The sequence below is a fragment of the uncultured Bradyrhizobium sp. genome (genome assembly GCF_964252615.1).
In the GTDB taxonomy this organism is placed as follows: Bacteria; Pseudomonadota; Alphaproteobacteria; order Rhizobiales; family Xanthobacteraceae; genus Bradyrhizobium.
The window spans coordinates 12,353-33,368 of sequence record NZ_CAXUNQ010000003.1 but is presented as its reverse complement, the minus strand read 5'-3'; the positions used below and the strand labels follow the sequence as shown (position 1 = coordinate 33,368).

Here is a 21,016-nt window from a genome sequence, read left to right as displayed (position 1 = left end):
ATGGATACGTTCGATTATGTTATCGTAGGCGCGGGCTCCGCCGGATGCGTGCTGACCAACCGGCTGAGTGAGGACGCCGGCACCAGCATCTGCGTGCTGGAAGCCGGGCCCCGGGATTGGCATCCCTACATCCATCTGCCGGCGGGGTTCATCAAGACCTTTCATATGCGAGGCATCAACTGGGCCTACCAGCAGGAGCCCGGTCCATGGACCGGGGGCCGCAGTATCTATGCGCCGCGCGGCAAGACGCTCGGCGGCTCGTCCTCGATCAACGGGCACATCTACAATCGCGGACAGCGCCAGGATTTCGACACCTGGGCGCAGCTCGGCAACCGGGGCTGGGGCTATCCGGATGTGTTGCCGTATTTCAAACGGCTGGAACGGCGCATTGGCGAAGGCGAGGACACGTTTCGCGGGCGCGACGGCAGTCTGACCGTTACCACGATGGAGTGGCGGGATCCGCTCTGCGAGGCATTCATGGCCGGCGCAATGAGCCTCGGCATTCCGCGCAATCCGGATTACAACGGCGCGGTTCAGGAGGGTGTCTCCTACGCGCAGCGGACGATCCAAAACGGGCGTCGCGTCAGCGCCGCCACCGCGTTCCTGCATCCGGCGGCGAAACGGCCGAATGTTCATGTTCGAACGCATGCGCATGCGACCGAAATTATTTTCGACGGCAAGCGCGCGACCGGCGTGCGCTATACCAAGGGCGGCAGGGGCGGCACCCCGACCGAGGTTCGCGCTAAAAAGGAAGTGATTCTCGCCGGCGGCAGCTACAACTCGCCGCAACTGCTGCAATTGTCCGGCGTAGGGTCGCCGGATCTGCTGCGGTCGCTCGGCATCGAGGTACGTCACGCGCTGCCGGGCGTCGGGGAGGGATTGCAGGACCATTACGCGCCGCGTTCGGTCGCACGCGTCAAGAATATCAAGACCATCAACGAACGAAGGCGCGGCCTGCATTTGTGGGTCGAGGCGCTGAAATGGGCCACGACGCGGCGCGGCCTGCTTTCGTTGTCCCCCACCATGGTCTACTGCTTCTGGCACTCCGGCGAGACCACCGAGAGCTCTGATCTGCAACTGACCTTCACGCCGGCAAGTTACAAGGAAGGCGTGCAGGGACAGCTCGAGGACCAGCCCGGCATGACGGTGGCGTCCTGGCAGCAGCGGCCGGAGAGCCGCGGCTATGTCCGCGCCCGCTCGGCCGATCCGTTCGAGCCTCCGATCATCCAGACCAATTACCTGGTGGCGGAACTCGATCGGCGCGTGGTCGTCGCCGGGATGAAGCTGGCGCGGCGGCTGCTCGCCTCGGCGCCGCTCGCGCCCTATTACGCCTATGAGGACTTTCCCGGACCCGGCGTGCAGACCAACGACGAATTCCTCGCCGCCGCGACCCAGCGCGGGACCACCACCTTCCACCCGGGATGCACCTGCCGCATGGGGCCCGCCGATAGTTCTTGGGCCGTCGTCGATGATCAACTCCGCGTCCATGGGCTGCAGGGCCTGCGCGTGGTCGATGCCTCGATCATGCCGCGGATGATTTCGGCCAATCTCAACGCCTCGACCCTGATGATCGCCGACAAGGCGTCGGATCTGATCCGCGGGCGTGCGCCGCTGGAGGCGGCGGTGTTGTCGAGCAACTGAATGCGCCGTCCGGCTCGGCACAGCCCCAACACCGCGCTCGTGTCCCCGGCGCGAAGCGCTGCTTCGCGCCTAGACGCGCTTATGGCGAAGAGCTACGCGCTGCGCTGTGTCTTCACACCTCGCGCCGGCTCAGAAAGGCCAGCCGCTCGAACAAATGCACGTCCTGCTCGTTCTTCAGGAGCGCGCCGTACAGCGGCGGGATCAGCTTGCGCGGCTCGCGTTCGCGCAGCATTTCCGGCGTCATGTCCTCGTTGAGCAGCAGCTTAAGCCAGTCCAGCAACTCCGAGGTCGACGGCTTCTTCTTCAGGCCCGGCACCTCGCGCACCTCGAAAAAGATGCGCAGCGCCTCCTGGACCAGCCGCTGCTTGATGCCGGGAAAATGCACGTCGACGATCCGGTTCATGGTCTCCTGGTCGGGAAACTTGATGTAGTGGAAGAAGCAGCGGCGCAGGAACGCGTCGGGCAATTCCTTCTCGTTGTTGGAGGTGATCATCACGATCGGGCGCAGCTTCGCCTTGATGTTTTCGCCGGTTTCGTAGACGAAGAATTCCATGCGGTCGAGTTCGAGCAGCAGATCGTTGGGAAATTCGATATCGGCCTTGTCGATTTCGTCGATCAGCAGCACGGGGCGCTTGTCGTGGGTGAAGGCTTCCCACAATTTGCCGCGCTTGATGTAATTGCCGATGTCGGAGACGCGGGCGTCGCCGAGCTGGCTGTCGCGCAGCCGCGATACCGCGTCGTATTCATACAGTCCCTGCTGGGCCTTGGTGGTAGACTTGATGTGCCAGGTCAACAGCGGCGCACCGATCGCCTTGGCGACCTCCTCGGCGAGTACCGTCTTGCCGGTGCCGGGCTCGCCCTTGATCAGGAGCGGGCGCTCCAGCACGATCGAGGCGTTGACGGCGATCTTGAGGTCGTCGGTAGCGACGTAATCCTTGGTCCCGGTAAATTTCATTTAAACTCTGCCTTGCTGTTTCCTGCATTAAACAAGAAACGACCGCCGGTGCGGCGGTCGTTCCCACGGTGAAGGCCGGTCGTCAGGTGCGTCTGACCAGTGAGATAACGACCAGAACGATTACTGCACCGATGGCGGAATCGATAATCGCGGCGAGGATACCTCCACCCAGATTGACTCCGAGATTCGGCAACAGCCAGCCCGCGACCACCGCACCGATGATGCCGACGACGATATTTCCCAACAGGCCGAAGCCGCCGCCCTTGACGATCAGCCCGGCGAGCCAGCCGGCAATGGCGCCCACGATAAGCCAGACGATAATGGAGTCGATACCCATGAAATTCCCCGGTTTGACACTTCAACGGGCCGAGTTTAGTTCAAAGTGCCTTGGCATTCTAGGCTGCCGACAGGACTTTACGGGGTGCATTGCAGCCCCGCACTTACCGGACGTGCGCTGCAAGCCCTTGACGGACGCCTTATCAAGGGCAAAGTGCTGAACCATGTTTCTGCAATTCTTCACATCGCTGCGCGATGCCCAGGTCCCGGTGACCCTGCGCGAATATCTGACGCTGATGGAGGCGCTCGACGCCGACCTCGCCGAGCAGACGGTGGAGAACTTTTACTACCTCTCACGCGCGGCGCTGGTGAAGGACGAACGCAACCTCGACAAGTTCGACCGCGTCTTCGGCACGGTGTTCAAGGGGCTGGAAAGCCTGCTCGACGCCATGGAAAAGGCGGACATCCCCGCCGAATGGCTGAAGAAGCTCGCCGAGAAATATCTCACCGAGGAAGAGAAGAAACAGATCGAGGCGATGGGCTGGGACAAGCTCATGGAAACCCTGCGCGAGCGGCTGAAGGAACAGAAGGGCCGCCACCAGGGTGGCAACAAATGGATCGGTACCGCCGGCACCTCGCCGTTCGGCGCCCACGGCTACAATCCGGAAGGCATCCGCATCGGCCAGGACAAGAACCGCAATTTTCGCGCGGTGAAGGTATGGGACCGCCGTGAGTTCAAGGATCTCGACGGCAATGTCGAACTCGGCATCCGCAACATCAAGATCGCGCTGCGCCGCCTGCGCAAATTCGCCCGCACCGGCGCGCCGGACGAACTCGACCTCGACACCACCATCAAGGAAACCGCCAACCACGGTTATCTCGACGTCCATATGCGTCCCGAGCGGCGCAACGCGGTCAAGGTACTGGTGTTCTTCGATATCGGCGGCTCGATGGATTCGCACATCGAGCAGGTCGAGGAGTTATTCTCGGCGGCGAAGACCGAGTTCAAGCACATGGAATATTTCTATTTCCACAACTGCCTCTACGAGGGCGTTTGGAAGCAGAACCGCCGGCGTTTCACCGACCGCACCCCGACCTGGGACGTGCTGCACAAATATCCGCACGACTACAAGGTGGTGTTCGTCGGCGACGCTTCGATGAGCCCTTACGAGGTGATGGTGCCTGGCGGCTCGGTCGAGCACGTCAACGAGGAGGCCGGTGCGGTCTGGCTGGAGCGCATCACCCGGACCTATCCCCACGCGGTATGGCTCAATCCGGTGGCGCAGCGGCACTGGGACTATTCGGAATCCACCACCATCATTCGCCGGCTGTTTTCGCAACGCATGTACCCGATCACCATCGAGGGCCTGGAAAATGCGATGAGGGAACTGGTGCGGTAACGTTTCGGGCCCGGATGCAGCGTAGCGCTGCGAAGCGGTGCGCTGCACCGGGGCCGGAAAAACGGCGGCGTTCGAGACAAGAGGGAGAGTCAATGTCCCAGACCATTACCCGCGGCATCAAGGCGATGATCGAGGAGGCCAGTGCCGAAATCGAAACCGTGAGCGCGGCCGATGCCATCGCGGCCTATCACGGCGGCGCCGGCAGCGACGTGGTGATCGTCGACATCCGCGATCCCAGAGAGATCGAGCGCGACGGCCGGATTCCTGGTGCGTTCTCCTGCACCCGCGGCATGCTGGAGTTCTGGATCGATCCGCAAAGCCCCTATGCCAAGCCGATTTTCCAGGGCGACAAGAAATTCATCTTTCACTGCGCAGGAGGCTTGCGCTCGGCCCTCGCTGCGAAAACCGCGCAGGACATGGGCCTGAAGCCCGTCGCGCATCTGGGCGGCGGTTTTGCCGCGTGGCGCGATGCCGGCGGCCCGGTCGAGAAATGGGAGCCGAAGAAGGCGAAGGGTTAGTTTCGTCATATGCGGGCTTGACCCGCGTATCCATCATTCTTCACAAGAGTCTTTCGAGAAGATGGATTGCCGGCTCACGCCCGGCAATGACTGGAGTGGGGAGATTGCTTATGACCACCACCGACGATCCGCTGGTCTCGACCGACTGGCTTGCCGCCCGTATCGACGATCCGAAACTCAAGATCATCGATGCATCGTTCAAGCTGCCCGGCGTGATGCCGTTGCCGATCGACGATTATCTCGCCGCTCATATTCCCGGTGCGGTATTTTTCGATGTCGACGCGGTCTCCGATCGTTCGCAGTCGCTGCCGCATATGTATCCCGACGCCGCGCAGTTCGCGCGCGATGTCGGCGCATTGGGAATTTCGAGCGGCGACACGGTGGTGGCCTACGATTCCGGCGGCTGGGTCGCAGCCCCCCGGGCATGGTGGATGTTTCTGTCGTTCGGACAGGGCAAGGTTAAAGTCCTGGATGGCGGGCTTAAGAAGTGGGAAGCCGAAGGCCGTCCGACCCACGCCGGCAAGGCGACGCCGAAGCCCGGGAAATTCCAGGCGACGCTGGATCCGAATTTTGTCCGCAGCAAGCAACAATTGATCGCCAACCTCGACTCTCATGCGGAACAGTTGATCGACGCGCGTCCGCGTCCGCGCTTCGAAGGCGCGGTGGCGGAGCCGCGGCCGGGTCTTCGCGGGGGCCATATTCCCGGCAGCCGCAACGTCCCCTATGCCGAATTGTTCGACGCCAAAACCGGCGCGATGAAGCCGCCGGACGATCTGCGGCGGATTTTCAGCGGCGCCGGCGTGGACATGACAAAACCGATCGTGACGACCTGTGGATCGGGCGTATCGGCCGCGGTGCTGACGCTCGCCCTGCATCGGCTCGGCGTACGCGGCAGCGCGCTTTACGATGGCTCGTGGGCCGAATGGGGACTGCCTGACGGGCCCCCCGTTGCGACCGGGCCGGCCTGAGTATCAGCGCGCTTGCGGAACGGCCGCCCAGGGGGAACCGAACGGGTTTGCCGGTTGCTGCGCTGCCATTGGGCGCGCCACACGCGGACGCTGCACAATTCTGCGACGCTTGACGGCGGGCTTGACCTGCGCGGATTTCCTCACCTTCGCCGGTGCGCGCTTTGGTGGCGCCGATGACGGTTTATCAATGGCCACCGGCGGACCGCCGAGCGTGGCGATTTTCGTTTCAGCAATTCTGGTGCTGGCGTCGGCCGGCGCGGTCGGCTGATCCGGCGTCGTCACGGCGGCCCGGCTCGGCGCGATTGGGGTTATCTCGGCAATCGCCGCAACCGTCGTCTCGCCAGCGGGCGAGGGAGCATCGGCCTGTACCGGAATATCGGGCGTGAATGCTTCCGTCGTGGGCATTTCCGGGGACGAAGGGTTTTCTGCCGGCGCTTCGACATCGGTCAGCGCGGTGATCCGGTCGGATTCGAGCGCGGGCTTTTCCGGCTCCGGCGGCGTCGCAACAATCGCTGCTTGCTCCGGGGCAACGTGCTGAACGTCGTCCGTTTCCGGTGCATTCACCATCGCTTCGTCCGGCGCCGGTTCGCCGGCGCGCAGTATCGCGAGCGTCGCCATGGCATCGCCGCGTCGCGCGAAGATGGTCTCGGCAGGCGCGCGGCGCGACGGGATGCTGACAAATTCTTCGTGCGCCGCGCGCAGCAGCGCTGCCGCACCGAGCCCGAAAATCAGCATTGATACTGACAGTACGGTCGCAGCGATCAGGAAACGGAAGCCGGGAAGCATGAATTGGATGTTCCGCCTTCGCTTGCAGATCCTAGGAAGGCTTTCGGGTCATCGGGGACGCGGTAACGACGGAATGCCAAGGTTTCTCACTGCTGAAATGCCGCGAATCAGGGCGATTCGAGAATAACCGCAATGCTTCGGATACGATTGTTAAAAATGGCCGGTCGGATACCGATGAGATGCTTTTTGCGAGCGCGCATTCCGGCCGCGCCGGTCTGCCGATATCATAATATGTCGCAATTCGGCGCTAATTCGCAGATTTGTCTTGAATGCGCCGCTATCCTCGGCCATCTGGCCGTTAACGTTCCGGTGTCGGCTTGGGGCTATATAAGGGCGATGATGATCAAACGCATTCTGACCGTTATGGCGACCGTAGCTGTGAGCGCGGCGGGAACCTCGCTCGCGCCTGCGCAGGGCTATTCGCAGGCACCCGGCCCGGTGTATTCCCGCGACCCCAATTATCCTCCCGGCGGTTATCCGGCCGATTATCGGGACTCGCGCGATGTAGCGCCGGATTTCGATGCGCTGGAAGACGATCAGGCCCCGCGCGGCTCCGATTCCGTGGCGCTATCTCCCCCCGGTCCGATTTTGTCGCCGGACGATCCGCGCTACGGCCGCGTGGTCGGCCCACCGGTCTATACCGAACGGGCCATGCCGCAGGGCCCGATCATGTCGCCGAACGATCCGCGTTACGGCCGGCCCGATGGACCTGCCGTCATTTACGCTGACCGCCCTCCAGGCGCTCGGCCGCAGCAGACCTATTCGGATCGTGGCGGCGACGGCGCGCTCCGTCCGCCCGAGGCGATCGGCGCTCCCGGTGCCGTCACCGGTTCGGTACAGCCGCAAGGCGCAGACGGCCGGCCGATGGTGCTTTCCGCGCTGCCCGTCGACGAACAGCCGGAAGTCGCCCCGGTGCAACTGCCGCCGAACCTGCGCCGCCAGGAGGTGAATTTCGTTACCAAGGAGCCGCCGGGAACGTTGGTCGTCGATACCCCGAACACATATCTTTATTATGTGCTCGGAGGCGGGCGTGCGATCCGTTACGGGGTCCGCGTCGGCCGCGACGGATTCACATGGACCGGTACGCAGAAAATTTCGCGCAAGGCGGAATGGCCGGATTGGCATCCGCCGACAGAAATGATCGAGCGTCAGCCCTATCTGCCGCGTTTCATGGCCGGCGGACCCGGCAATCCGCTTGGCGCTCGTGCAATGTATCTCGGATCCACGGTGTATCGCATCCACGGCACCAACCAGCCGTCGACGATCGGCAAATTCGTGTCCTCGGGCTGCATCGGCATGCTCAACGACGACGTTTCCGACCTGTTCGACAGGGTCAAGGTCGGCACGCGCGTGGTGGTGCTGCCGGGTGGAGCTCCGCCACCGTCGACGGCTACGGCATCCGTCCAGCCGATGCCCGGGCCGAACGCCGCGCCGCCGCCTCCGATGTCCAGCGCTCCCGGTACTCAGCCGACCGTGGTGCCGCCGCTGCCGGCACCAATGACAGTGCGGTAGGACTAAGCCAACCGTCTTACCGGCTCGCCTCCAAGCCAGGCGGTGATACCCTCGACCATCTGGCGATAGTGATTGCGAAAACCCTCCTCGGTAACATAGCCGAGATGCGGGGTCAGCACGATGTTATCGAGCTTGCGGAACGGATGATCGACCGGGAGCGGTTCGACAGAAAACACGTCGATCCCGGCGCCTGCGATTTTGCGCTGCTGCAGGGTTTCCAGCAGTGCCACTTCATCCACAATCGGTCCGCGCGCGGTGTTGACCAGATACGCCGTCGGCTTCATCCGCGCCAGATCGTCGCGTCCGACCAAGCCGCGTGAGCGCTGGCTCAGCACCACATGGATGGTGACGATGTCGGCGGTGGCGAACAGTTCCTCCTTGCCGGCATGGCCGACGCCGACTTCCTTGCAGCGCTCCGGTGTCAGGTTCGGGCTCCACGCGATCACGTTCATGCCGAACGCCTGCGCCAGTTTTGCGACTTTGCTGCCGAGCTTGCCAAGGCCGACTACGCCCAGCGTCCGGCCCTCGATTTCCATGCCGACAAATTTCTGCAGCCGTTCGCCGGCATGCATGCGCGCGCTTTCGCGGCCGATATTGCGGGTTAGTTCGAGGATGAGGCCCATGGTGAGGGGCGCGGTGGGATCGCGGCCCCATTGCGTCCCGCACAGCACGACGTCGTGTTCTTTCGCGGCTTCCATATCGATCGCGGCATTGCGCATGCCCGAGGTGATCAGCAGTTTCAGCCTGGGCAATGCCGCGAACAGTGCGCGAGGAAACGGCGTGCGCTCGCGCATCGCGCAGATGATCTCGAAATCCTTCAAGGCGCCGGCGGCGGCCTCGTTGGACGCAAATGGTTCATCGAACACGGTAACGTCGACACGGTCCTGGAGCGGCGACCAGTCGGCGACCTTGGTGGAGAGATTGAGATAGTCGTCGGTAATTGCACAGCGCAGCCGCGTCATGACCAGGTCCGTTCATAGCAATAATGGCGGCTTGAGTTGGCCGCCGGGACAGCGTCATGGTCGCGCGCAACGCCGGCGCGCGCAAGCGTCCGCACCCTGACTACGTGGTGAAATCAGGTCGAATGCAGATGCGACGAGGATACATGCTTGGCGCGCCAGGCCGGGCCCGGGCCGCGCATGTAATGCTGTTCCGGCCGATAGGGATGGAACGCGGCAACGATGAATTGCCGCCAGAACTCGCGAATTTCGCTGATCAGTCCGGGCTGGGGGGCACGGCCGTCGACAGCCGATGATGGGGACGATGATGCGATGGTTGCCATGGCGCGTTCTGCCGGTTGCCCGCGATTTTTTGAGGAGAAAATCGCTGGAATTCGTTGCGAGAACAGTCTTGGCGGGATTGATTAAAAAGCGGTTTTTATTGTCCGGACCGTGGCGGTGGCCGAAGTTAGGCTTGCTAAATTCTTAAGGCCGGTTGCCCTTTTGCAACAGCGCCGCTACATCAGCGCCAGCAAATCCCCCACAACACACGGTTCAGGGAACACGATGGCGCGCCAGTTCGTTTATTTCATGCAGGGTCTGTCCAAGACCTATCCCGGCAACCGCAAGGTGCTCGATAACGTCCATCTGTCGTTTTATCCCAATGCCAAGATCGGCGTGCTCGGCGTCAACGGATCCGGCAAATCGACGCTGCTGCGGATCATGGCCGGCATCGACAAGGAGTATAACGGCGAGGCCTGGGTCGCCCAGGGTGCGCGCGTCGGCTACCTCGAGCAGGAGCCGCAGCTCGACCCTGCAAAGACGGTGCGCGAGAACGTGATGGAAGGGGTCGCCAAGCAGAAGGCGATCCTGGATCGCTACAACGAATTGGCGATGAATTATTCCGATGAGACCGCCGACGAGATGACCAAATTGCAGGACGAGATCGAGGCCGCGGGCCTATGGGATCTCGACAGCAAGGTCGATCAGGCGATGGACGCGTTGCGCTGCCCGCCTGATGATTCCGACGTCACCAAACTGTCCGGCGGCGAGCGCCGCCGGGTTGCACTGTGCAAGCTGCTGCTCGATCAGCCCGATCTGCTGCTGCTCGACGAGCCGACCAACCATCTCGACGCCGAGTCGGTGTCATGGCTGGAAGGGCACTTGCGCAACTATCCCGGCGCGATCCTGATCGTTACCCACGACCGCTATTTCCTCGACAACGTAACGGGGTGGATCCTGGAGCTCGACCGCGGCAAGGGCATTCCCTATGAGGGCAATTACACCGCGTGGCTGTCGCAGAAGCAGAAGCGTCTGGCCCAGGAAGGCCGCGAGGAGGCGGCGCATCAGCGCACGCTGGAGCGCGAGCAGCAATGGATCGCGGCCTCGCCCAAGGCGCGCCAAGCCAAATCCAAGGCGCGTTACCAGCGCTATGAAGAACTGCTGAAGCAGGCGAGCGAGAAGCAGACCCAGACCGCGCAGATCACCATTCCCGTCGCCGAGCGGCTCGGGCAGAACGTGGTCGACTTCGAGGGCTTGAGCAAAGGTTTCGGCGATCGCGAACTGATCGACCATCTCACTTTCAAGCTGCCGCCCGGCGGCATTGTCGGCGTGATCGGCCCCAATGGCGCCGGAAAGACCACGCTGTTCCGGATGATCACCAAACAGGAAATGCCCGACAAGGGCAGCATCACCATCGGCGAATCCGTGCATCTAGGTTACGTCGATCAGTCGCGCGACGCGCTCGACGGTTCCAAAAACGTATGGGAGGAGATTTCCGGCGGCAACGAGCAGATCCTGCTCGGCAAGCGCGAGGTGAATTCGCGCGGATATGTATCTTCGTTCAACTTCAAGGGCGCCGACCAGCAGAAGAAAGTCGGCTCGCTGTCAGGTGGCGAGCGCAACCGTGTACATCTGGCGAAAATGCTCAAATCCGGCGCCAACGTGCTGCTGCTCGACGAGCCGACCAACGATCTGGACGTCGATACGCTGCGCGCGCTGGAAGAGGCGCTGGAGGATTTCGCCGGCTGCGCCGTCATCATCAGCCATGATCGCTGGTTCCTCGACCGCATCGCCACCCACATCCTGGCCTTCGAGGGCGAGAGCCATGTCGAATGGTTCGAAGGCAATTTCCAGGATTATGAAAAGGACAAGATGCGGAGACTGGGACAGGACAGCATCATTCCGCATCGGGTGAAGTACAAGAAGCTGACAAGGTAATGGGGCTATGGCGAAGGAGCGATCTGATCGACGCGGGAACAAGTCATTTCTCGCGAAAGGCTTGCGTGCTTTAATTTTCGGTATGCTCCTTTTCGGTCTGGCGTTTCCATATAATGCACACGCCGCCGACGCAGCCTTCACCCGGTTCATCGCCTCGCTCTGGCCGGACGCGCAGAAGGAAGGCGTATCGCGCGCGACGTTCGAGCAGGAGACGCGCGGCCTGGAGCCCGATTACAAATTGCCGGACCTGATCTTGCCCGGCCGTCCCGCGACCGGGGCGGCGTCGCAAGCTGAATTCGTGCAGGTGCCGGCCGACTATGTGAAGGAAGCGAGCATCGCCAGGCTGGCTGCCGAGGGGCAGCGGTTGAAGCAGAAGTACCGCCCCGCGCTCAACGCGATCGAACAACGGTTCGGCGTGCCGGCCACCGTCGTGCTGGCGATCTGGGGCCGCGAAACCGACTACGGTCGCTACGCGCTGCCTTACGATCTGGTGCGCGTGCTGGCGACGCAGGCCTATGTCGGCCGCCGCAAGGAGCAATATCGCACCGAGCTCGTTCTCGCCCTGAAAATTCTCAGCGAAGGCAAGGTCGCGCGCAAGGACATGCGCTCGTCATGGGCGGGCGCGACCGGGCTGACACAGTTCCTGCCAACGGAGTTTTACAAGCACGGCGTGGATTTCGATGGCGACGGTCGCGTCGATATCTGGACTTCTGTGCCGGACGCGCTGGCCTCCGCGGCGCAGCAGCTCGTCAACAAAGGCTGGCAGCCCGGCTTGCGCTGGGCCTATGAGGTGCGTGCGCCGGCCAATGCCGATTGCACCCAAGGCGTGGCTGAAGTGACAAAACCGATCGGCGACTGGCTGCGCGCCGGCTTTGTGCCGGTGCATGGACAACAATTGAGCTCGGCGGAGCAGGCACAGCCGGCGTCGCTATTGCAGCCCGAGGGGATTTATGGCCCGGCGTTCCTCACCACCAAAAATTACTTCGTGATCAAGGAATACAATTTTTCGGATTTGTATGTGCTGTTCGTCGGGCATCTCAGCGACCGCATCGTAAGTCCGCGGCCCTTCGCGACGCCGTGGTCGGCTTCGTCCCAACTGCGCACCACCGCCGTCGAGGCGATGCAGCGTCATCTCACTCGCATCGGGCTCTATAGCGACAAATTGGACGGCAAGGCGGGAATGAAGACACGCGCGGCACTCGGCGCGTACCAGAAATCTGCCAGCCTCAAGGTCGACTGTTGGCCGAGCGAAGCGGTTTTGCGCGCGATGAGCACGGCAAAGTAAATTCGCCGTGATTCCGGGACGCGCGACGGCGTAAAAACCAAAACCCGGCCGGATGCCGGCCGGGTTTCGAATTCAAGCTGCACGAGAATTTGCGCGGCGGCAATCAGATCAGTTGCAGACCTCGACGCGGCGGAAGCGCCAGCTATAGCCATCCCAGAAACGCTCGCGAACCATGCGGCACGCGGGAGCTTCTTCGACATAAACCGGCGCCGGAGCGGCATAGGCCGGACGGCTCGAAGCGATGGCGCCGCCGACGATCGCGCCGCCGATGAGTCCCGCCGCCACGCCAGCCGCGACGCCACGCTGGGCGCTCGCTGGGGTCGACGCAAGGGCGCCGGCAACTGTCGCGATAGCGAGGAAGGCAGAAAATGTCTTCTTCATTGCTTGGTCTCTCCTGGAGAAGGCGCCGTGAGGCCGGCACCGGGTTTAAAGATCTACGCACACGCCGTATTTCGAAACTGACTGTCCCGCCAGAAAGCGCACAACCGTCAACTTGAAGTAAACGTTAGCTATCCCTCGACGGAAAAAACGGTTTTTTCGGGCCGAATCGCAAAAAACGCTCCGGAAACAAGTCGTTCCCGGAACGTCGCTGGATCCGTCGAAACCTATCAGGGCATTCGGCTTAATCGCAGACCCGGACCCGGCGCACACGCCAGCCGTAACCGTCCCAAAAACGCTGACGCTGCATGTAACAGCTGCCATAGCCGGGCCCCGCGACATAGGCCGGCCCGCCGTAGTAACCTGGACCGTAATAGCCGTTCTGGGATGCAATTGCGCCGCCGACGATGGCCCCGCCGAGCAAGCCGGCCGCGACACCCGCGGCCACGCCGCGCTGCGCATGCGCCGGAGCAGGCGCTGCCAAGGTCGAAACAGCCAAGGTGGCGGTGGCCGCGACGACCAGTAATGTTCTCTTCATGGCTTCACCTCTTTTCCGAAACTGAGAGGCAGGGGAAGGTCCTGCGGAACCCAAAGTTTCATATTCCGCTCGAACATTCAATGAAGGGTGCCGCGGCTTTCAGAAAGATTGAAGCAATGGCATTGCAACGCAGCATTCCGATCGGCATTTCCGGCGGGCATCGCGATTCCGGTCGATCGGTGGCCTGAACGTCTCTGCGCGGCGTCATTTCGGCCCTGTTCCGTGGGGGACTTCTTGGATTCCTTCATTCTGTAGCGCTGCTAACTCTGTAGATTGGAATCGCTTGAAAAAGCGGTTTTTTCTTTTGCATCCCGCGCCGGTCTTAAATATCCAATGGACAAGCATATCGAGAGCGTCGTCCGTTCATGATTGTTTGTTCCTGCAATGTCTTCACCGACCACGACGTGCGCAACGCCGTGAGCGTTGCGCAGATGCCGCCGCGCACCCCGGGGCAGGTCTACGGTTGTCTTGGCTGCAGTGTCCAGTGCGGCCGATGCGCCCGCACCATCAAGAAGATCATGGATGAAGCGCTTGGCGCCTGCGCCAAGTCCTGCTGCTCGGGCTGCCCGCACAGCCGGACTGATGTAGAAACGCCTGTTCAGGTCGAGTTTTCCCTCGCTGCGTCCTGAAATCCCAAGATAAGCCTGCTTCCTTCCGTTTCTGGCTGCTCCCGCCGGGGGTTGCTCCCGCGCACAATCTAATTTAGAAAAGTTCTAAATTTGGGGTGCCGGCTCATAGGCCTTGAACAGGAGTGTACCGCGATGCAGGGCGACCTGAAAGTCATCGAATATCTCAACAAGGGCCTGCGCAGCGAGCTGACTGCCATCAACCAGTATTGGCTGCATTTTCGGTTGCTCAATCACTGGGGCCTGCTGGAAATGGCCAAGACGTGGCGCAAGGAATCGATTGAGGAGATGCACCATGCCGACCGCTTTACCGACCGCATCCTGTTCCTCGACGGCTTTCCCAACATGCAGGTGCTGGATCCGTTGCGGATCGGCCAGAACGTCAAGGAAATCATCGAGTGCGACCTCGCCGCCGAATTAGGTGCGCGCGCGCTTTACGAGGAAGGCGCAACCCATTGCCATAGCGTCAAGGACTACGTCTCCCGCGACCTGTTCGAAAGCTTGATGAAGGATGAGGAACATCACATCGACTTCCTTGAAACCCAGTTGCATCTGATCGATCGGATCGGCCTCGATCTCTACACGCAGAAGCATGTCGGCGGCCTCGAAAGCGAGTTCGAGCCGAAGAAGTAGCGGTCGGCAATGGGACGCGTCAGGACGTCCGCTTCTGCACGGCCGATGCCGGGCATTCGGCAAGCGCCGCCTGCACGGCGGCAGCGGCGCCGGCTACGCGGAATTCCGCAGTGGTGCGTCCCGCATTGAGCGACCGGATCCGTAAATACAGCGTGCTTGAATTGACAAGTTCGTCGATGAATTGTGCTACCGCGGTCTTGTCCTCGATAACGATCACCGTATAGCCAAGCAGGATTCGGGACGCGACGTTGTCGCGGCCGGGTTTGTCGTCGAAGCGATAGCCGAGTGCAGAGTTGTTGTCAGAGCCGATCTTGAATTCGAATGAAAACCGCACAATCGGATTTCGCTCGAAACAGGTCAACTGCAACTGCGCCGGCTTTGTATAATCTTCTCCGGAGTGCGAGCTGTTGCGGGTCATCAATAGCGCGCTGGCGATCGCGTTGCCGGTGATGCGGTCGGGCTGACGCTCGATCCTCCATTCGCCGGATGAAATGGTATTGGCCGTCGTCGAGACGTAAGGGTCCGCACAGCCACTCAGCGATAATGTTATCCAGACGACGGCCACCCAGCGCACGACGCTTCTCCCCAAGCTTCGGTTATTTTGTAACCCGTGAGCGAAAGAGACAAGACGTTAGAAAAGTGGAAGGGCGGACTGGTGCGCGGAATACGAGTAAAGATCGTCATTGCCGGCGAAGCCAAGCAATCCAGCTATCGCGCAGCGTGATCGGATCGATACGTCGTTTCGCTCGGAAATCAGAGCTGCGTCTTGTAGCGTGCCTCGATCACGGCCTGCGGCTCCGGCTCGCCAAGCGTCGTCTGGTCGTAAATGATCTGGCCGATGCTCGGCAGCACCGCACGCTCCACCTTCATATCGGATGACCACAGCTTCGAGCGCATCAACGCCTTGCCGCAATGAAAATAAGCTTCGCGGACGGCGATGTGTAATACCGCGCGCGGTAACCTGCCGAACTCTTCCAGTGAAGCCAGCAAATCCGGATCGACAGATAGTTTGCCCGTTCCGCCGACGCGCAGGGTTTCGTCAATACCCGGCACGAAGAAGATCATCTGCAACTGTCCGCTGCCTTCGACGATATTCCTGAAACTGTCGATGCGGTTGTTGCCGGAGCGATCGGGCATCACGAGTTGCGTCGGCGACGCCACATGGATGAACCCGGGATTGCCGCCGCGTGGCGAGGCATCGACGCTGCCATCGGAGCCGGATGTAGCGAGCACGCAGAACGGCGACATGCCGATGAATTTCTTCGCGTGCGTATCGATCTCGGGCCGCGCTTTCGCGATCACGCGGGGCGAGGGCAGCGGATAGACCGCGGGAAGATCGAAGGCGGCAGCATCGGTCAAGGGACTGCTCCGGCGGAGGTTCATGCAGGCAACGTATCATCGTATAATGGGTTCGAAAAGGTGAGCGCGGCAAGGTCGGTAGGGCGGCAAAGGTGCTTTCGCCGCGCTGCGCTTTGCCAGCCTAGGAACGGTTTCGCCACGGCCAGTCGATCACATCGGCGCAATAGAGCGCCCACCAGATGATGACCGGTTGAAGCACCAAGCGTGGGCCGTGATAGAGCCAGCTATTGGCGACGTAAGGCAGGTCGACCCCGTCGATGGCGTGTTTGAAATTTGCCGGCCACACACAGAACGCATAGGCCGCCAACGCGATGCCGGCCCACCAGCGCAGCGGTTTTGTCACCAGCGCGATGGATGCTATCAGTTCGAACAGGCCGGTGAGGAAAATCACCTGCGGTGCGAACGGCACCCACGACGGCGTGATCGCAAGCAACTTCTCCGGCGCCCACAGATGCGCGACGCCCGCCGCCGAAAAAAACGCGGCCAAAATCCACCGCATCGCGGCGCGGCGGCCGCTTCGCACCTCTGCCACGACCAACGCGCCTCCCTCCTTACATTGTCTTTTGCGGCGCGGTCTGCAGCAGGTCCTGCAGTTGCCGCTTGTAGAATTTGGCGTCGCCGGTGGTGAGGTGTCCCTTAGTATCGCTGCTGGCTGGAATGAGATGCACTCGCCCATTCTTGATCCGCTTCATTGCAGCGTCGGTGATGCCGGTTTCCGGCGGATTGCGTTCATCGTCCGCAGCGTTGATGGCGAGCACCATAGCCTCGATCCTCTCCAGTCCGGGGCCCGGATCGTAGTCGTGCGACGCTTCCCACTGGTAGATGAAATCGTTGGCATCGGCGATGAAAGGCGCCTTGAGGCGGTCGTCGATCATCCGGTCGGCCTGTGCCGCGGTCGGCGCCAGTTTTTGATAGTTGAGCGTGCCGCCGGCGGTTGCCACTCCGAACGTGATACTTGCGTATTTCATCATGCGCGGCTGCGCGGTGTAGTTGCCGCCATTATAGTCGGGATCGTTGCGGATGGTCTCCAGCATCATCCGCCTCAGCATCCAGTTGCGCGCCGCCATCTCGGTCGGCTGCGACGCCATCGGCACCAGCGCGTCCATATAGGCCGGATATTTTCCGCCCCAGATCCAGGTGTGCATCCCGCCCATGGAGTTGCCGATGATGAGCCGCAGATGCGCGATGCCGAGGCCCTCCTTGAGCAGGCGGTAATGCGCCTCCACCATGTCCTCGTAATCGTATTTCGGGAACGCGGTCTTCATGCCGTCCGATGGTTTTGACGATTTACCGTGGCCGATGCCGTCGGGAATGATGATGTAATATTTCGTGGCATCAAGCGGTTGTCCGGCCCCGAACAGCTCGCCGGCAAACGTCGGCGTCAGCATGCTTGCCGCCGAGCCCGCCGAGCCGTGCAGCACCAGCACCGGTTGTCCGGTCGGCTCGCCGAGCGTGGTGTAGTGCAGGCGCAGCTCCGGCATTATTTCGCCGGTGTGGAATTTGAAATCTTTTACGATCCAGTCGCCCTGTTTCGGCGCCGGATAGTCGGCCGCCAGGACGGCGAACGAGATGAATGCAAAAACCGCCGATAGCGCCGCGCGCAACAGATGCATGGTCGTCTCCCCGAGCGCGGCCGCTCTGCCGGGCCGCTTGGCAAGGAGACTAACATGCCAGGTGCCGGGATCGAGGGCTTTGCGTGGCGGCAGCCTGTCAAAATTTTGCCAGATGCGCACCGCGTGACGGAAATACTATCGCGTATCCTCGATATCGGTTTCAGGCCGGTCGCTGCCGGCGGCGGTTTCGGTGTGCCATTTGCCATCCTCCGTCTCGTATTCGATCATTTCGGTGCGGCCGGGAACGCGCTGCTCGGCGGCGGCGCGTTTGGCGGCGGCAAGGGCGGCCGCATGGGTAGGGAAAGGCTCGGAAAACACAGCGCCGACGGTGTAGGCCCAGCCGCCATCATGCTGGACGATTTTGTAGGTGACATGGGACATTGGAACTCGCTGGTTTGCTTGCGCGGGGTGGCGACGGGGGTGAATGTAGTGTCCATTCTATGTCAAAACCGGCAGCTGATGTAGGATTTCGCGTCCTCGGATCGTCCTCGAGGAAGGAATGGCGAGAACGGCCGGCGGCGAGCAAAGGAGGCAACGATGTGCCGTAACATCAAGACGCTGTTCAATTTCGAACCGCCCGCGACCGAGGATGAAGTCCACGCCTCCGCGCTGCAATTCGTGCGCAAACTGTCGGGATTCAACAGGCCGTCGCAGGCCAACGAGGCGGCGTTCGACCGCGCGGTGGAAGAAGTTTCGATGGCCGCGCGGAAACTGCTGGCGTCGCTGCATACCCACGCGCCCGCGCGCGACCGCGAGGTCGAGGCGGAGAAGGCGCGCGAGCGGTCGAAAGCGCGGTTCGGCTGACCGCTTGCCAGAGCTTGTTCCTTAAAACCGCGTCCCGGTGTCTGCCGATACCGCTCAGGGCCGGGTCAAACCTCGCTTGGCCATTTCGTCGTCGATCGCTTTCTTGGCCTTGAGCTGACCTTCTGTCGGCGCGTCGCCAGCGCTTTTCTTTTCCTTGATGGCGTCTCGATTGTTGTTATGCGCGTCGATCAGCGCGTCGTCGCTCATTTTGTGGACAGTCTTAGCAATGCCTGTGTCGGGTGAATCGGGTTTTTTTGCCATTCTGTGTTTCCTGAAAGTTGATCGAAAATAATACGCCGCCGTCGAAATTGTTACGGTGATTTTGAAAAGTCAATTGCTTTGGAAACATCAGCCGCGGTTCAAATTCGGCACTCTCCGCCTTGCTGCTGATCCGTGTCCCATTTCACCGGCAGGTTCAGCAATCCGCGAAACGCCCAGCCGCCGATCCGCACCGGGTCGGCGCCGTCTAGCCGCAAGCCCTTGAGCCGGGCAAAGATGCTGGGTAGCGCGATATCGGCGACCATCGCGCGCGAGGCCCAGGCGCCGGCGCAATAATGCGGCCCTGCGCCGAACGCGATGCTTTTGGCGGTATCGCGGGTGATGTCGAAGCTGTCGGGATCGCAAAAGCAGGCCTCGTCGCGGTTGGCCGAGCCGAACATGAAGAACACGCGGTCCTCTGGCTCGAAATCGACCCCGCCATACGACCACGGTCTTGCGACCCGGCGCGGCGACATCCCGATCGGCGCGATCCAGCGCGCATATTCCTCGAACACCGCGATCCACTTCGCTTCGCCCGAGCGCACCAGCGCAAGTTGCTCCGGATGCGTCAGCAGCGCCCAGATGGTGCCCGCGATGGCGTCGCGCGGCTCGTTCTGGCCACCGGAGATCGCAAGCTTGATGTTGGCGCGTATGCTTTCGAGCCGCATGCCGGCGGACAGCAGTACGCTGAGGATGGAGGCGTTGGGATGCCTGGTCACGACCGGAATCATTTCGTCGATTGCCGCATCGATGCCCGCGGTGGCGGCCTGGCAGCGCGCCTCGACCTCCTTGTCGCCGGTATAGTTGGCGATGCCGTCGATCATCGCCTGCGACCACGCATCCATGTCCTGGAAGCGCATGTTGGTGAGGCCGGTGACGTCCTTCAGGCATTCGGCCGACAGCGGCAGCGCGAACGCCTTGCAGAGATCGGCGCGCCCGGCCGGCGCAAGCTCGTCGAGAATGCGGTTGGCGTGCGCCTGAAACACCTTGCTCCAGGTGTCGCGCACGGTTCGCGGCGACACTGACGGAAACATCGCCGCGCGTTCCGCCATGTGCGCATCGCCATCCTTGCGCATCATATTGTGGCCCATCAGCGTGTTCATCAATCCCGCCGGCTGATGCGACGAGAACACGTCGATCCGCTTCTCCTGGGTGAAGATGTCGTCGCGCCGCGTGAAGATCGTCGAGCCGAACTGCGGCACGAACGCGATCGGCGCCTCCCGGCGCATCCGCGCCAGATCCGGATAGGGATCGGCCCAGAAGGCCGGTACGTTGATGTTGAAGTGTGGGGCGCTGGACATGGCGCGATCATTGATCGGAGCGTCGCGAATGTCCAGCGTGGCCGGGCCGCTGCATCAAGGCGATTAAGACCGCGCCGACGGCGTTTGCTGCGGCCACGAATTGCCGACGCTCACACCGCCCTGTAGCCGCCGTCCGCCATCACGATTGAGCCGGTCACATAGGCCGACAGATCGGAGGCGAGGAAGATCGCCGGTCCCACGATGTCCTCGGGTTGTCCGGCGCGGCCGAGCGGCGTGTGCTCGATGAACAACCTGACGCCGTCCGGATTGTTGACGCGCGTGCCGGCGTTCAGCGGCGTTTCGATAAAGCCGGGGCCGATCGCGTTGACGCGCACGCCGTCCTTGCCGAGTTCGACGGCAAGGGCGCGGGTGAAGCCGAGCACACCGTGTTTCGATGCGGTATAGGCGGGTGAACTCGGCTGCCGGATATGCACGAAGGACTGGATCGAGCCGATATTGACAATGCGTCCCTTGTTGGCGCGCAGGGAGCCTAGAAACGCATGCGTGACGTTGAACACGCCGGTGAGGTTGACGGCGATGATATCTTCCCAGTCCTTGACCACGGCGTCTGCCGCGCCGGTCATGCCGTTGCGTCGCGCGATGCCGGCGTTGTTGACCAGGATCGAGACCGGCCCGACGCCATCGGCGATCTGTTTCGCCATCGCGACGCAGGCCATGCGGTCGGCGACATCGAGCGCAAAACTGTCGACGGTGCCGCCGGCGTCGCCGACCAGTTTCGCGGTTGCCTTAGCGCCCGCTGCGTCGACGTCCAGCGCGACCACCCGCGCGCCCTCGCGTGCATAGCCGAGCGCGATCGCGCGCCCGATGCCGGAGCCCGCGCCGGTGACGACCGCAATGTGGTTTGCAAGAAGCGGCACGGCTGTTACTCTTTTTTGATATTCGACAGGATAACGGACGCGCGCATTTGCACAAGTGCCGGTACGGCGCAACGCTCAGCGTGTTGCGATGCGCTGCCGCACGTTTCGGTCGCATTCCGGGTCAAGACA

General features: G+C 62.0%; 25 protein-coding genes. 10 read left to right on the top strand and 15 right to left on the bottom strand.

Annotated features, from left to right (window positions below; genetic code table 11):
- The gene (locus ACFE72_RS02755) at window positions 1-1,641 is read left to right on the top strand and encodes a GMC family oxidoreductase (protein WP_375411524.1); all 1,641 of its coding nucleotides are present in this window, start codon (window positions 1-3) and stop codon (window positions 1,639-1,641) included.
- Window positions 1,642-1,753: 112 nt separating this feature from the next.
- Here the strand turns inward: ACFE72_RS02755 and ACFE72_RS02750 are convergent, their stop codons facing one another.
- Both ACFE72_RS02750 and ACFE72_RS02745 read right to left on the bottom strand, forming a co-directional pair.
- Window positions 1,754-2,596: an AAA family ATPase gene (locus tag ACFE72_RS02750; RefSeq protein WP_375411523.1), complete on the bottom strand. Its 843-nt coding sequence runs from the start codon at window positions 2,594-2,596 to the stop codon at window positions 1,754-1,756.
- Window positions 2,597-2,678: 82 nt separating this feature from the next.
- A complete protein-coding gene (locus ACFE72_RS02745) occupies window positions 2,679-2,933 on the bottom strand; it encodes a GlsB/YeaQ/YmgE family stress response membrane protein (RefSeq protein ID WP_375411522.1) in 255 nt (84 codons plus the stop codon).
- 163 nt (window positions 2,934-3,096) lie between these two features.
- Between ACFE72_RS02745 and ACFE72_RS02740 the strand changes: the two genes are divergently transcribed.
- The 3 genes from ACFE72_RS02740 (at window position 3,097) to sseA (ending at window position 5,758) form a co-directional block, all read left to right on the top strand.
- Window positions 3,097-4,272, top strand: a complete 1,176-nt coding sequence (locus tag ACFE72_RS02740; protein WP_375411521.1) for a VWA domain-containing protein — start codon at window positions 3,097-3,099, stop codon at window positions 4,270-4,272.
- Between the two features lie 92 nt (window positions 4,273-4,364).
- Window positions 4,365-4,790, top strand: a complete 426-nt coding sequence (locus ACFE72_RS02735; RefSeq protein ID WP_375411520.1) for a rhodanese-like domain-containing protein — start codon at window positions 4,365-4,367, stop codon at window positions 4,788-4,790.
- 110 nt (window positions 4,791-4,900) lie between these two features.
- Complete coding sequence (gene sseA / locus ACFE72_RS02730; RefSeq protein ID WP_375411519.1) at window positions 4,901-5,758, top strand: 3-mercaptopyruvate sulfurtransferase; 858 nt, start codon at window positions 4,901-4,903, stop codon at window positions 5,756-5,758.
- 3 nt (window positions 5,759-5,761) lie between these two features.
- Here sseA and ACFE72_RS02725 read toward each other — a convergent pair whose 3' ends face one another.
- Window positions 5,762-6,376: a hypothetical protein gene (locus ACFE72_RS02725; protein ID WP_375411518.1), complete on the bottom strand. Its 615-nt coding sequence runs from the start codon at window positions 6,374-6,376 to the stop codon at window positions 5,762-5,764.
- 504 nt (window positions 6,377-6,880) lie between these two features.
- Between ACFE72_RS02725 and ACFE72_RS02720 the strand changes: the two genes are divergently transcribed.
- Window positions 6,881-8,056 carry a L,D-transpeptidase gene (locus ACFE72_RS02720; protein ID WP_375411517.1) on the top strand — a complete coding sequence of 392 codons (1,176 nt, stop codon included), beginning with the start codon at window positions 6,881-6,883 and terminating at the stop codon, window positions 8,054-8,056.
- A gap of 2 nt (window positions 8,057-8,058) precedes the next feature.
- Here the strand turns inward: ACFE72_RS02720 and ACFE72_RS02715 are convergent, their stop codons facing one another.
- Complete coding sequence (locus ACFE72_RS02715; protein ID WP_375411516.1) at window positions 8,059-9,018, bottom strand: D-2-hydroxyacid dehydrogenase family protein; 960 nt, start codon at window positions 9,016-9,018, stop codon at window positions 8,059-8,061.
- A 113-nt stretch (window positions 9,019-9,131) separates the two neighbouring features.
- Complete coding sequence (locus ACFE72_RS02710) at window positions 9,132-9,338, bottom strand: hypothetical protein (protein WP_375411515.1); 207 nt, start codon at window positions 9,336-9,338, stop codon at window positions 9,132-9,134.
- Window positions 9,339-9,561: 223 nt separating this feature from the next.
- Here ACFE72_RS02710 and ettA point away from each other — a divergent pair, with 223 nt between their 5' ends.
- Window positions 9,562-11,214, top strand: a complete 1,653-nt coding sequence (ettA, locus tag ACFE72_RS02705) for an energy-dependent translational throttle protein EttA (protein WP_375411514.1) — start codon at window positions 9,562-9,564, stop codon at window positions 11,212-11,214.
- Window positions 11,215-11,296: 82 nt separating this feature from the next.
- Window positions 11,297-12,499 (top strand): lytic murein transglycosylase, encoded by a 1,203-nt coding sequence (locus ACFE72_RS02700; RefSeq protein WP_375411513.1) that lies wholly within the window; start codon window positions 11,297-11,299, stop codon window positions 12,497-12,499.
- A 108-nt stretch (window positions 12,500-12,607) separates the two neighbouring features.
- Here ACFE72_RS02700 and ACFE72_RS02695 read toward each other — a convergent pair whose 3' ends face one another.
- Together ACFE72_RS02695 and ACFE72_RS02690 are read right to left on the bottom strand one after the other, a co-directional pair.
- Window positions 12,608-12,880, bottom strand: coding sequence for a hypothetical protein (locus ACFE72_RS02695; protein WP_375411512.1), 273 nt, complete (start codon window positions 12,878-12,880; stop codon window positions 12,608-12,610).
- A 241-nt stretch (window positions 12,881-13,121) separates the two neighbouring features.
- Window positions 13,122-13,415, bottom strand: a complete 294-nt coding sequence (locus ACFE72_RS02690; RefSeq protein WP_375411511.1) for a hypothetical protein — start codon at window positions 13,413-13,415, stop codon at window positions 13,122-13,124.
- Between the two features lie 365 nt (window positions 13,416-13,780).
- On the opposite strand from ACFE72_RS02690, the gene ACFE72_RS02685 reads away from it, so the two are divergent.
- Together ACFE72_RS02685 and bfr are read left to right on the top strand one after the other, a co-directional pair.
- On the top strand, window positions 13,781-14,044 hold the full coding sequence (locus ACFE72_RS02685) for a bacterioferritin-associated ferredoxin (RefSeq protein ID WP_375411510.1): 264 nt from the start codon (window positions 13,781-13,783) through the stop codon (window positions 14,042-14,044).
- A gap of 132 nt (window positions 14,045-14,176) precedes the next feature.
- On the top strand, window positions 14,177-14,674 hold the full coding sequence (gene bfr / locus ACFE72_RS02680; RefSeq protein ID WP_375411509.1) for a bacterioferritin: 498 nt from the start codon (window positions 14,177-14,179) through the stop codon (window positions 14,672-14,674).
- A gap of 19 nt (window positions 14,675-14,693) precedes the next feature.
- Here bfr and ACFE72_RS02675 read toward each other — a convergent pair whose 3' ends face one another.
- From ACFE72_RS02675 to ACFE72_RS02655, 5 genes are all read right to left on the bottom strand, one after another.
- A complete protein-coding gene (locus ACFE72_RS02675; protein ID WP_375411508.1) occupies window positions 14,694-15,248 on the bottom strand; it encodes a hypothetical protein in 555 nt (184 codons plus the stop codon).
- 179 nt (window positions 15,249-15,427) lie between these two features.
- Window positions 15,428-16,033, bottom strand: coding sequence for an MSMEG_1061 family FMN-dependent PPOX-type flavoprotein (locus tag ACFE72_RS02670; RefSeq protein ID WP_375411507.1), 606 nt, complete (start codon window positions 16,031-16,033; stop codon window positions 15,428-15,430).
- A 121-nt stretch (window positions 16,034-16,154) separates the two neighbouring features.
- The gene (locus ACFE72_RS02665; protein WP_375411667.1) at window positions 16,155-16,532 is read right to left on the bottom strand and encodes a hypothetical protein; all 378 of its coding nucleotides are present in this window, start codon (window positions 16,530-16,532) and stop codon (window positions 16,155-16,157) included.
- A gap of 52 nt (window positions 16,533-16,584) precedes the next feature.
- Window positions 16,585-17,646 (bottom strand): alpha/beta fold hydrolase, encoded by a 1,062-nt coding sequence (locus ACFE72_RS02660; protein WP_375411506.1) that lies wholly within the window; start codon window positions 17,644-17,646, stop codon window positions 16,585-16,587.
- Window positions 17,647-17,781: 135 nt separating this feature from the next.
- A complete protein-coding gene (locus tag ACFE72_RS02655; RefSeq protein WP_375411505.1) occupies window positions 17,782-18,027 on the bottom strand; it encodes a DUF2188 domain-containing protein in 246 nt (81 codons plus the stop codon).
- 156 nt (window positions 18,028-18,183) lie between these two features.
- On the opposite strand from ACFE72_RS02655, the gene ACFE72_RS02650 reads away from it, so the two are divergent.
- The gene (locus ACFE72_RS02650; RefSeq protein WP_375411504.1) at window positions 18,184-18,450 is read left to right on the top strand and encodes a DUF2277 domain-containing protein; all 267 of its coding nucleotides are present in this window, start codon (window positions 18,184-18,186) and stop codon (window positions 18,448-18,450) included.
- A gap of 54 nt (window positions 18,451-18,504) precedes the next feature.
- Here the strand turns inward: ACFE72_RS02650 and ACFE72_RS02645 are convergent, their stop codons facing one another.
- The 3 genes from ACFE72_RS02645 to ACFE72_RS02635 all read right to left on the bottom strand — a co-directional run bounded on the left by ACFE72_RS02645 (window position 18,505) and on the right by ACFE72_RS02635 (window position 20,887).
- Complete coding sequence (locus ACFE72_RS02645) at window positions 18,505-18,711, bottom strand: hypothetical protein (protein ID WP_375411503.1); 207 nt, start codon at window positions 18,709-18,711, stop codon at window positions 18,505-18,507.
- Between the two features lie 98 nt (window positions 18,712-18,809).
- Window positions 18,810-20,009, bottom strand: a complete 1,200-nt coding sequence (locus tag ACFE72_RS02640) for a cytochrome P450 (RefSeq protein WP_375411502.1) — start codon at window positions 20,007-20,009, stop codon at window positions 18,810-18,812.
- Window positions 20,010-20,119: 110 nt separating this feature from the next.
- A complete protein-coding gene (locus tag ACFE72_RS02635) occupies window positions 20,120-20,887 on the bottom strand; it encodes an SDR family NAD(P)-dependent oxidoreductase (RefSeq protein ID WP_375411501.1) in 768 nt (255 codons plus the stop codon).
- Window positions 20,888-21,016 lie beyond the last annotated feature (129 nt).